Source organism: Ramlibacter sp. (assembly GCF_035706265.1).
GTDB lineage: Bacteria > Pseudomonadota > Gammaproteobacteria > Burkholderiales > Burkholderiaceae_C > Ramlibacter.
On sequence record NZ_DASSVG010000476.1, the window covers coordinates 1 to 11,042 of the forward strand.

At 73.9% G+C, this 11,042-nt stretch carries 11 protein-coding genes and 1 pseudogene; 9 read left to right on the forward strand and 3 right to left on the reverse strand.

The annotated features are described in order from the left end of the window. The 5 genes from VFM98_RS17050 to VFM98_RS17070 form a co-directional block, all read left to right on the forward strand. Positions 1-1,009: sigma-54-dependent Fis family transcriptional regulator (locus tag VFM98_RS17050; RefSeq protein WP_325111094.1), on the forward strand; the 1,009-nt coding region annotated here is incomplete at its 5' end. Further along, entirely contained in the window at positions 1,006-1,575 is a 570-nt protein-coding gene (locus tag VFM98_RS17055; RefSeq protein ID WP_325111104.1) for a flavoprotein, read from the forward strand. The genes VFM98_RS17050 and VFM98_RS17055, both read left to right, overlap by 4 nt. Next, positions 1,554-2,957 carry a DUF6513 domain-containing protein gene (locus VFM98_RS17060; protein ID WP_325111095.1) on the forward strand — a complete coding sequence of 468 codons (1,404 nt, stop codon included), beginning with the start codon at positions 1,554-1,556 and terminating at the stop codon, positions 2,955-2,957. Before VFM98_RS17055 ends, VFM98_RS17060 begins: the two co-directional genes overlap by 22 nt. A gap of 10 nt (positions 2,958-2,967) precedes the next feature. Next, positions 2,968-3,555, forward strand: coding sequence for a DUF447 domain-containing protein (locus VFM98_RS17065; RefSeq protein WP_325111096.1), 588 nt, complete (start codon positions 2,968-2,970; stop codon positions 3,553-3,555). Then, positions 3,552-4,271, forward strand: a complete 720-nt coding sequence (locus tag VFM98_RS17070; protein ID WP_325111097.1) for a (5-formylfuran-3-yl)methyl phosphate synthase — start codon at positions 3,552-3,554, stop codon at positions 4,269-4,271. Before VFM98_RS17065 ends, VFM98_RS17070 begins: the two co-directional genes overlap by 4 nt. Here the strand turns inward: VFM98_RS17070 and VFM98_RS17075 are convergent. Genes VFM98_RS17075 through VFM98_RS17085 form a run of 3 tightly spaced genes read right to left on the reverse strand, consistent with a single transcriptional unit; the run spans position 4,218 to position 6,930 of the window. Next, complete coding sequence (locus VFM98_RS17075) at positions 4,218-4,892, reverse strand: aspartate kinase (protein WP_325111098.1); 675 nt, start codon at positions 4,890-4,892, stop codon at positions 4,218-4,220. The two genes, VFM98_RS17070 and VFM98_RS17075, sit on opposite strands and share 54 nt — an antisense overlap. Before the next feature lie 3 nt (positions 4,893-4,895). Continuing rightward, positions 4,896-5,957 (reverse strand): hydantoinase/oxoprolinase family protein, encoded by a 1,062-nt coding sequence (locus tag VFM98_RS17080; RefSeq protein WP_325111099.1) that lies wholly within the window; start codon positions 5,955-5,957, stop codon positions 4,896-4,898. Further along, a complete protein-coding gene (locus tag VFM98_RS17085; RefSeq protein WP_325111100.1) occupies positions 5,944-6,930 on the reverse strand; it encodes an ATP-grasp domain-containing protein in 987 nt (328 codons plus the stop codon). Before VFM98_RS17085 ends, VFM98_RS17080 begins: the two co-directional genes overlap by 14 nt. Here VFM98_RS17085 and VFM98_RS17090 point away from each other — a divergent pair. The 4 genes and pseudogenes from VFM98_RS17090 to VFM98_RS17105 all read left to right on the forward strand — a co-directional run. Next, positions 6,929-7,651, forward strand: a complete 723-nt coding sequence (locus tag VFM98_RS17090) for a HisA/HisF-related TIM barrel protein (RefSeq protein ID WP_325111101.1) — start codon at positions 6,929-6,931, stop codon at positions 7,649-7,651. The genes VFM98_RS17085 and VFM98_RS17090 overlap by 2 nt on opposite strands. Before the next feature lie 172 nt (positions 7,652-7,823). Then, the gene (locus VFM98_RS17095; protein ID WP_325111102.1) at positions 7,824-9,059 is read left to right on the forward strand and encodes a formylmethanofuran dehydrogenase; all 1,236 of its coding nucleotides are present in this window, start codon (positions 7,824-7,826) and stop codon (positions 9,057-9,059) included. Continuing rightward, entirely contained in the window at positions 9,056-10,684 is a 1,629-nt protein-coding gene (locus tag VFM98_RS17100; RefSeq protein WP_325111103.1) for a formylmethanofuran dehydrogenase subunit A, read from the forward strand. Before VFM98_RS17095 ends, VFM98_RS17100 begins: the two co-directional genes overlap by 4 nt. Further along, positions 10,684-11,042 (forward strand): annotated as a pseudogene (locus tag VFM98_RS17105) (formylmethanofuran--tetrahydromethanopterin N-formyltransferase); the annotation flags it as partial. The gene VFM98_RS17100 and the pseudogene VFM98_RS17105, both read left to right, overlap by 1 nt.

The window sequence follows — 11,042 nt, forward strand, 5'->3', positions numbered from 1 at the left end:
CCCGGGCACGCCGGCGCTCGTGCCGCCGGCGCGCGCCAACCGCATGCCGGCCGGCCCGGTGCTGCCCGCCGCCACCTTCGGCGATCCGCGGCTGGTGGCCCACCTGGCCACCGCCCGGCGCGTCATAGCGGGCGGCACGCCGCTGCTGCTGCGCGCGGAGACGGGCGCCGGCAAGGAGGTGTTCGCGCGCGCCGTGCATGCCGGGGGCAACCGCGCCGACGGGCCCTTCGTCGCGATCAACTGCGCCAGCCTGCCGGAGACGCTGATCGAGGCCGAGCTGTTCGGCTACCGCGCCGGGGCCTTCACCGGGGCGGAGAAGGGCGGCCGGCGCGGCAAGATCCTGCAGTCCGACGGCGGCACGCTGTTCCTGGACGAGATCGGCGACATGCCGCTGCCGCTGCAGGCCCGCCTGCTGCGGGTGCTGGACGAGCGCATGGTCACGCCGCTCGGTACCGATGAAGTGCGGCCGGTGGATTTCCAGCTGATCAGCGCGAGCCACCGCAACCTCGCCGAGATGGTGGCCGAGGGCAGCTTCCGCGAGGATCTCTACTACCGGCTGGCAGGCATCGAGCTGCAACTGCCGCCGCTGCGCGAGCGCACCGACCGCGCGGAGATCATCCGCAACCTGCTGGTGGCGGAGGGCCGCGCCGACGCGGCGGTCACGTCCGCGGCCTGGGACTTGCTGTTGCGTCATCCATGGCCTGGGAACCTGCGACAACTGCACCACGTGCTGCGCAGCGCCGTGGCGTTGGCGGCCGGGGCCCCGCTGGGCCTGGAGCACTTCCCGTCGCTGGGCGTGCTGCCGGTGCAGGCGCCGGCCAGCGCCGCACCGCCGGAGCCGGCTGCGCCGCTGTCGCCGCAGCTGGCCAAGGAGCGCCAGTCGCTGCTGGCCCTGCTGGAGGCGCAGCGCTGGAACGTGAGCCACGTGGCCAAGTCGCTGGGCGTGAGCCGCAACACTCTGTACCGCCGGATGCACAAGCTGCTCATCCCGGTGACGCACAGCGGCTGAGCGGCGCCGCGGCCGGCCGCTTCGCCTGGGGGCTGACCGGCTCCGGCCACTTCCTGCTGGAATCGATCGCGCTGGCCGGGCGCCTGCCGCAGGTGGACCTGTTCCTCTCCGCCGCCGCGGAGGAAGTGCTGCCGATGTACGGCATCCGGCTGGAGTCGCTGCGCGAGCGCTTCCGCATCTTCCGCGACAAGAGCGCGAGCTCGGTGCCGGTGGGCACGCTCTACGAGGAGCACTACCACACGCTGGTGGTGGCGCCGGCCACCAGCAACACGGTGGCCAAGTGCGCGCTGGGCATCAGCGACACCCTGCCGACCAACATGTTCGCGCAGGCCGGCAAGCTGGGCATCCCGAGCTTCGTCTTCGCCTGCGACACCGAGCCGGTGGTGGTGACGCGCGCGCCGCACGACTGGGTGGTGCTGCGCCCGCGCCGCATCGAGTTCGAGAACCTGGAGCGGCTGCGCGCCATCGACCACTGCAGCGTCGCCTGCTCGGTGGCGGAGCTCGAAGCCGCCCTCGACGCCCGCCTGCGGGCGCTGTCCCTCGCATGGAACACATCGTCTTCCTGACCGGGCGGCTCGCCGAGCCGGCACTGAACCGCGTGCTGGCGCAGATCGCGCCGCCCGAGGCGGAGGCGCCCTTCAGCTGGGAGGTGCGCGAGATCGGCCTGCAGGTCGCCGCCCTCATGACGGCGGAGATGGTGCAGCGGCGCGTCGCCGCGCCCGTGGCCGCCGACCGCATCCTGCTGCCGGGCCGCTGCCGCGGCGACGTCGCCGCGCTGTCGGCGCATTTCGGCGTGCCGGTGCAGCGCGGGCCCGAGGAGCTGAAGGACCTGCCGCAGTTCTTCCGCCGCCAGGCCCGGCCGGTGGACCTCGACGCGTACGCGATCCGGATTTTCGCCGAGATCGTCGATGCTCCGCACCTGCCGGTGGAGGCGATCGTCGATCGGGCGCGCGCCTTCGCTGCCGACGGCGCCGACGTGATCGACCTCGGCGGCCTGCCGGACACGCCCTTCCCGCACCTTGAAGACAGCGTGCGGGCGCTGAAGGCGCAGGGCTTTCGCGTCAGCGTCGATTCGCAGGACCCGCAGGAGCTGCTGCGCGGCGGCCGGGCCGGGGCGGACTACCTCCTCAGCCTGACGCTGGACACGCTCTGGATCGCCGACGAAGTGGCGTCCGTCCCGATCGTGATCGGCCGCCATCCCGCCGACGAGGGCTCGCTGTGGCAGGCGGTGGAACGCATGCAGGCGAGCGGCCGGCCCTTCCTCGCCGACGCCATCCTCGACCCGATCCCCTACGGCCTGCTCGCCTCGCTGGTGCGCTACCAGCGGCTGCGCGAGCGCTTCCCGCAGGTTGCCATCCTGATGGGCGTGGGCAACCTGACCGAGCTGGTCGAGGCGGACACGAGCGGCATCAACGCGGTGATGATGGGCATCGCCGCCGAACTGGGCGCCACTGCCATCCTCACCACCCAGGTCAGCCCGCATGCGCGGCGCGCCGTGCGCGAGGCCGACTGGGCGCGCCGCATCATGCACGCGGCCGTCTCGCAGCAGCTGCTGCCCAAGGGCCTGAGCGACCAGCTCATGACGGTGCACGCGAAGAGCCCGTTTCCGGACGCACCGGAGGAGATCGAGGCCCTGGCGCGCCAGGTGCGCGATCCCAACTTCCGGGTGCAGGTGTCGCAGCAGGGCGTGCACGTCTACAACCGCGAGGGGCTGCACGTCGCGCAGGATCCCTTCGCGCTCTGGCCGCGCCTGCGGCTGGACCACGATGCCGGCCACGCCTTCTACCTCGGGGTGGAGACGGCGCGGGCCCAGATCGCCTGGCAGCTCGGCAAGCGCTACGTGCAGGACCAGCCCCTGGACTGGGGCTGCGCCGTCGAACGCGCGCCGGAAGACCTGCAACGCTGGAAGGCGCCCGGCACCACGATGACCAACAAGGGGCAGCCATGAGGGGACTCGCATGAGCGAACGCATCTTCGAAACGGTGGTCACGACCTGCTCGCCCGAGGGCGCGGTCCACATCGCGCCCATGGGGGTGCGCTACGCGGAGGGCGCGGTGGTGCTCAAGCCCTTCCGGCCCTCGCACACGCTGGACAACATCCTCTCCACCCGCAGGGCGGTGCTCAACGTGCTGACCGACGTGCGGGTGTTCGCCGGCTGCGTCACGGGCCGGCGCAGCTGGCCCACGGTGCCGGTGAACGCGCCGGATGGCACGGTGGCCGTGCGCCTGGCCTGCGCCCATTCGCATGTCCTGCTGCAACTGGCGGAGGTGCAGGACGACGCCCAACGGCCCGTGCTGCGGCTGGTGCGCATGCACGAGGCGCAGCACTCCTTCTTCGCCGGCTTCAACCGCGCCCAGGCCGCCGTGATCGAGGGCGCCGTGCTGGTGAGCCGGTTGCACCTGCTGCCGCGCGAGAAGGTCGAGACCGAGCTCGGCTACCTGCGCATCGCGATCGCCAAGACCGCCGGGCCCGAGGAACTGGAGGCCTGGGGCTGGCTGCAGGAAGCGGTGGCGCTGCACCGCGCGCTGGCGCCGGAGGCGGCATGACGGTGCGGCTGCTGGTGAGCGTGCGTAACGCCGGAGAGGCGCTCGAGGCCGCCGAGGCGGGCGCCGATTTCATCGACCTGAAGGAGCCGGCCGACGGCGCGCTCGGCGCGCTGCCGCCCGAGCGCATCGCTCAAATCGTCGCCGTGCTGCGGGCGGGCTGGCGCGGCGTGCGCATCAGCGCCACGGTGGGCGACCTGCCGGCGCACGAGCAGGCCGAGATCCTGCGCCGGGTGCGCCGCGTCGCCGCCTGTGGGGTCGACTATGTCAAGGTGGGCCTGTGGCCCGCCGCGCCGGCGGCCAGCCGCGCACTGCTCGATGCGCTCGCGGCCTGCCCGGCGAAGGTGGTGCCGGTGCTGGTGGCCGATGCCGGCGTGGACCCGGCACTCGTCTCCTATGCGCTGGCGCGTGCGGCCTTCCCGGCGCTGATGCTGGACACGGCGCAGAAGGGGCGTGGCAGCCTGCTGCAGCGGCTGCCGCTGCCGGTGCTGGCCGGATTCGTCGAGAAGGTGCACGCGGGCGGCGCGCTGGCGGGGCTCGCCGGCTCGCTGAGGGCCGACGATGCGTCGGCGCTGCGGGCGCTGGCGCCGGACTTCGCGGGATTTCGCGGCGCCGTGACGCGCGGCGAACGCAGCGCGGCGCTCGATCCGCGCCGGGTGCGGCTGCTACGCCGCCGGCTTGCGGCGGGGACGCGGGCTCCGCTGGCTGCCGCCGCCTGAGGCGAGCACGCGGGCCAGCGCCACCGGCGGCCGGAAGGCCGAGCGGCCCAGGAGCGCGTCGCGCACGTGTTCCAGCGCGTCGCAGTCCAGCACTTCGATCGGGAAGGGCGCGTCGCGCGACCAGTCGTCGAAACGGGCGTCGAGCACGCCCAGCGCGGCCAGCTCGCCGAACGTGCAGCCCGCCGGCACCTTGCAGGCCTTCACCAGCACCAGCCGTTCGGCATTGAGCGTGCGCGCGAGCCACAGCGCCATGCTGTCGCTCGTCACGTCCCAGGTGGTCAGCAGGTCGGGCGCGTCGCGCAGCGCGCCGAAGGGCAGCCACAAGGCCGGCTGGCCGGCGTGCAGGGCGCGGCGGATGCCGGCCTCGTCGGCGGCCAGCGTCAGGCGCGGCTCGAGCGCGTGGAACAGGTGCGCGGTCTGCGCCATCGCCAGCACGGCCATGTTGTGCGCGGGCAGGTCGGCGAAGTGCCAGTGCCGCTGCGAGACCCGCACCGCCTCGGCGAACACGCCGCCGCCTGGCACCACCGTCACGCGGCCGCCGCCCAGCTCCGCCAGCATGGCGAGCCACAGCACGACCCGCGGGTCATGCGCGAGACTGCCACCGAGCTTGACGATCCACATCGCTCATCCCCGGGCGCAGGCGAGCAGGGCCACGGACACCGCCGGCGCGCAGACGTCGGCCCAGGCGGCCAGCGCCGCGTCGTGGGTGGGCGAGGGCAGGGCGACCTCGGCATAGCGCAGGAAGCGGCGGCCGCAGCGCTGCGCCACCTGCGCGGCGAGGAAGGCGCCGCAGCCGGCGCCGATCACCGGTGCGTCCGCGGGCAGCCCGGATTCTTCCGTCACCCGCGCCAGCTGGCCGGCGATCTCGCGCAGCTGCGCCTCTTTCCACCATTCCGCCAGGGCCAGCCATTGCGCCTCGCTGGCAGCCGCCGCGTCGAGCCCGATCATGCGGGCGAGCCGCTGGCGGGTGGCCGCCAGGTCCTTGCCGCGGCCGTCGGCGGTGGCCGCCTGGTCGTGCGCCGGAGCGAGTTCGCCGGTGAGGCGGTAGACGTCCGCCGTGGTGGCGAAGAACTCGTTCATCACGTTGATGCTGCGGCCGTCGCAGGCCACCCGCGGGCCCAGCGCGCACAAGGGCGTGCGGACCACGCCCTGGTACACCAGCTCGCCCGTGAGCAGGCGCTCGGCATCGGTGGCGCCATGCGCGGCGACGCGGCCGGCGCGGATCGGGATCAGGTCGGTGGTGGTGCTGCCGATGTCCACCAGCATGGCGTCGTCCACCCGCGCCGCGAGCACGCGCGCCGTCGCGCACCAGTTGGCCGAGGCGATGCCGTCCCAGTGTTCGCCCACCTCGGCCGGCCCGCGCCAGTCGCCCTCGGCATCGAACAGGCGCAGCGTCGGGCCGAGCGACTGCGCCAGCCGGTCGGCAATGCGCGCCACGCCCTGGGCGCGGTCCTCGAACAGGTCGACCATCTCGCCGGTCATGGTGGCGGCGTGCCGCAGCCCGGCCGCCCAGGCGCCGGACCAGCGCGAGCGGGCCTGGGCCAGCGCCGCATCGAGCTGCTCCATGCCTTGCCAGAGGGGGCAGGGCCACTGGGCGATATCGCGCAGCGTGCTCCCCTCCAGCAGGCAGCCCTTCAGGTGGGCCCCACCGATGTCCCAGCCCAGCGTGGCTTCACGCCGGGACATCGGCCGCCACCTCCGCCGGCCCGGCGGGCGCATGCAGCGCCAGGATCTCCTGCGCGAGGTTGCGCCGCAGGAGTGCCGAGAGGCCCACGTATGCGCAGGTCACGCGCGGATTGACTTCGATGACCACCGGTCCTTCCCTTTCGTTCCACACCAGGTCGATGCCGACATAGTCCCGCAGGCCCGGGATGGCGGAGGCGACCCGCGCCGCCAGCGCATGCAGGGCGGGCACCCGCCCATCCGCGGGATCGATCGCCGCCGGCTGCACGCCCAGGTCATGCAGCCAGCCTCGGGCATCGATGGCGATCCGCTGCCGGTTCACTGCGAGCGGCCGTGCAAGATTTGGACCGACGATCATGGCCACCGAGAGCGCCGCGCCTTCGATGTACGGTTCCACGACACAGGACTGGCCGGCGCGGCGGCGCGCCCGCGCGTCGGCTTCCGCTGCAGTGCGGCCGGCATGGTGGCGCGTCTCCAGGCTGCCGGCGCCGTCGTCGGGCTTGACGATCCAGGCGCCGCGATGGCCCGGCGCGAAGCGCAGCGGCGTCGCGATGCCGGCGGCGTCCAGCGCGATACAGGTTGCGCGCTTGCTGGCGGCGACGCGGATCGCCGCCGCGCTGCAGCCGATCCAGCGCGCCTCGCCCACGGCCGCGTGCAGGCGCAGCAGCAGGCCCTCCGATTCGGGCGCGATCACCCAGCACAGGTCGTGCAGCGAGGCCTGGCGCCGCACGAAAGCCACGGCGTCTTCGTCCGGCGCCTGCACCACCGCACGCCACATCGCATGGCCTGCCTCTTGCTCGCGCACCGCGACGGTGACGGCGAGCCCGGCGCTGCGGGCGAGGTCGTCCGCGACGGCGTCCCGCATCCCGCGGCCGGCCGCGAGCATCTCCTGGTGCGCCGGGCTGCCAGGGCCCAGGCCCTGCGTGGTTTGCGGATCGCCGGCGCTCAGGGGCTCATACACGAAGATGCGACGCATGCCTTCTCCCGATCTGCAGGTGATTCCGGTGCTGGACCTCATGGGCGGCCAGGTGGTGCGCGGCGTGCGCGGCGAGCGCCACGCCTACCGCCCCATCGTCTCGCGGCTGGCCGACGGCAGCGCCCCGCGTGCGGTGGCGCGCGGCCTGCGCCGCGCCGCCCCGCCCCCGCCCGGGGCCCGGCCCGTGCTGTACGTGGCCGACCTCGATGCGATCCAGGGCGGCGCCGTGCAACTCGACGCGCTGGCGGACCTGCTGCAGGCGCAACCCGACCTGTGCCTCTGGGTCGACGCCGGCTTCGCCGGGCCGGGCGACGTGCGCGTGCTGCGCGCCGCGCTCGGGCCTGTCGCGGCGCGCATCCGCCCGGTCTACGGCAGCGAGTCGCTTGCGGGCGCCGCAGCGCTGGAGGAACTGGCCCGCGATCCCGACGCGATCCTCTCGCTCGATTCGCGGCTGGAACGCCCGCTCGATCCGGCCGGCGCCTGGCAGCGCCCCGAAGCGTGGCCGGGCACGGTGATCGTGATGACGCTCGACCGCGTGGGCGCCGGCACCGGCCCCGACCTGGTCACCTTCGCGCGCCTGCGGGCGCTGGCGCCGGACCGCACCTGGATCGGCGCCGGCGGGGTGCGCGACGCGGCGGACCTGTGCGCCGCGGCCGCCAGCGGCGCCGCCGCCTGGCTGGTGGCGAGCGCCTTGCACGACGGCAGCCTGCAGCTCTCCTGATCCCGAATGCCCGGCCATGGCGCGGGCGAATCAGGAAGCGTGCCACGGCGCGCGGCGCTGTCGCCGTGGTGCAGCGCGTCACACAGTGTTCCACTCCGGCAGGGCAGAGTGCGCTTTGCCCGCGCCCTGCCCGGCCGCAGGTCCTTGGCACACGGATTGCGGACGACGCAGCGTGGAGCCTGACTGGACCTGCCCCTTCTGCTCGCTGCTGTGCGACGGCTTCGCGCTGGAGCGCGGGCCGCAGGCGCTGGTCCTGCACGGCACCGACTGCCCCCGGGCCCGGGCCGGGCTGGCGGCGCACGCCCAGCGCGAAGCGCCGGCCGCCTGGATCGACGGCAGCGTTGCGACCTTTGAGGAGGCGCTTGCCGAAGCGGCGCGCCGGCTCGCCCAGTGGCGCCAGCCCCTGCTGGCGGGCCTGGGCACCGACATGGCCGGCGCCCGCGCGCTGTACCGGCTCGCCGCGCGCACCGGCGCGCTCTACGACCACGCGGACGGCGAGGCGCTGATGCACGGCCTGCGCGCCCTGCAGGACCGAGGGCAGTGGTACACGACGCTCGCCGAGATCCGCGCCCGTGCCGATCTCATGGTCTGCGTGGGGACGCAAGCCGTCGCGCACTATCCGGAGTTCTTCCGCCGCTGCGGGCTGGACCGCGCCGACACGCCTTGCCGGCGCTTGGTGTTCTTCGGCGGGGAGGCGCCGGCGCGGGTGCCGGAGGGCGTCCCGGTGCAGTGCATCGCCGGCACCGGCGAGTTGCTGGCCGACCTGCAGCAGCTGGCCGCCTGCCTCGGCAAGGCGCCCGGCGGACGCAGGGATCCCGAACTCGCCGCGCTCGCCACCGCCCTGCGCGAGGCGCGCTATGCGGTCCTGGTCTGGGAAGCCGCCACGCTGCCCGCGCACGGCGCGCTCGCGGTCGAACTGCTGAACCTCATCGTCGCCACCCTCAACGCCAGCACCCGCGCGGGCAGCTTCGCGCTCGGCGGCAGCGACGGCGCCTATGCCGTGCAGCAGGTCTTCACCTGGCTCTCCGGCCTGCCGCTGCGCACGCGCGCGACGGGCGCGGGCGCGGAGCACGACCCCCTGCGCTTCGCCGGCCCGCGCCTGCTGGACGACCACGCCGTGGATGGCCTGCTGTGGGTCTGGAGCTTCGCCCCCGACCGCCTGCCGCCGCCGACCAAGCTGCCGCGCATCGTGCTGGGCCCGCCCGCCATGGGGCCGCGGCTGCGCCAGGCCGAGGCCGCCGAACACTGCGTGTTCCTGCCCGTGGCCACGCCGGGGCTCAATGCGGCCGGCCACCTGTTCCGCACCGACGGCGTGGTGGTGCCGCTGGTGGCCGCGCGCGACGACGGGTTGCCCGGGGTGGACCGCATCGCGGCACGCCTGCTCGAAAAGCTCGAGGTGTCCGCATGACCACACGGCGCCTGCGCGGCGGACGGGTCTTCGATCCGGCCAACGGCGTCGACGGCGAAGTGCGCGACGTGGCGATGCGCGACGGCCGCATCGTGGCGCTCGATCCGCGCGAGCCGGTGGACGAGGAGATCGACGCCAGCGGCTGCATCGTGCTGGCCGGCGGCATCGACCTGCACAGCCACATCGGCGGCGGCAAGGTGAACCTCGCCCGCCTGCTGCTGCCGCAGCAAGAATGCCGCGTCTGCGCGCCCGGCACGCTCGCCACCGGACTGCGCTACGCCGAGATGGGCTACACCTCGGTGTTCGAGCCGGCGATGGCAGCGAGCAACGCGCGCCACGCGCACATGGAGATGGGTGACGTGCCCATCGTCGACCACGGCGCCTACGTGATGCTGGGCAACGACGAGCTGTTCCTCGAGCTGCTGGCCAGGGGCTGCGAGCCGCAGCGCCTGCGCGACTACGTGGGCTGGGTCGTGCATGCGACCAAGGCGCTGGGCGTGAAGGTGGTCAACCCGGCCGGCATCTCCGCCTTCAAGTTCAACCAGCGCCGGCTGGATGTCGACGAGCCGCACGTGCACTGGCAGGTGACGCCGCGGCAGGTGGTCACGGCGCTGGCGCGCGCAGTCCACGAGCTCGGGCTCGCGCATCCGCTGCACATCCACGCGAGCAATCTCGGCGCGGCCGGCAACATCGCGTCGACGCTGGCGACGATGGAGGCCCTGGAAGGCCTGCCGGGGCACCTGACCCACGTGCAGTTCCACTGCTACGGCGCCGAAGGGCCGCGCAAGTTCTCGTCCGCCGCACTGGCGCTCGCCGAGGCGCTCGATGCCCACCCGAACTGCTCGATCGACATCGGCCAGGTGCTGTTCGGGCAGACCGTCACCGCCTCCGGCGACACCATGCGCCAGCACGCGAACGCCGAACTCGCGCATCCGCGCAAGGGCATCCTGGGCGACATCGAATGCGATTCGGGCTGCGGCGTGCTGCCCTTCCGTTACCGCGAGCAGAGCTACGTCAACGCGCTGCAGTGGAGCATCGGGCTGGAGCTGTTCCTGCAGGTGCGCGACCCGTGGCGCGTCGTGCTCACCACCGACCACCCCAACGGCGCGCCCTTCACGAGCTACCCGCACCTGATGCGGCTGCTGATGGACAAGCCCTTCCGCGACGAGCAGCTGGCGCGCCTGCACCCCGAAGTGGCAGCCGAGTCGGCGCTGAAGCACATCGCGCGCGAGCTGACGCTCTCCGAGATCGCGATCATGACCCGCGCGGCACCGGCGCGCCTGCTCGGCCTGCGCGACCGCGGCCACCTGGGCCCCGGCGCAGCGGCCGACGTCGCGGTGTACCGTGAGCAGGGCGATGCCGAGGCCATGTTTTCCCGCGCCGCCTGGGTGTTCAAGGACGGCGAAGCGGTGGTGCGCGAGGGCCGGGTGGTCGCCACGCCGGTGGGCGCGACGCACTTCGCCGAGCCGGTGTTCGACGCGGGCGTGCAGCGCCTGCTGGACGACTCCACCGACCGGCCGCTGGGCGTGCACAAGCGCTACGCCGTGATCGGCCACGACGAGCTCTGCGCCTGCTGCAACGGCGGCCGGCTGCTGCCTTCGGCCTGTGCGCCGCGGAGCGTGTGATGCGCCTCAACGGCGTCGCCATCGACGACAGCTTCGCGGAAGCCTTCCCGATGAAGGCCACGCGCATCGTGATCACGGCCCACGAACGCACCTGGGCCCTGCATGCCGCCACCAGCGCCACCGGCATGGCCACCTCGGTGATCGCCTGCGGCTGCGAGGCCGGCATCGAGCGCGAACTCGCGCCGGCCGAAACGCCCGACGGCCGCCCCGGCGTCGGCATCCTGCTGTTCGCCGTCTCCGGCAAGGAACTCGCCAAGCAGGTGGAGCGGCGCGTCGGCCAGTGCGTGATGACCTGTCCCACCACGGCCGTCTTCGCCGGCCTGCAGGAAGGCGAGCCGGTGCCGCTGGGGCGCAACCT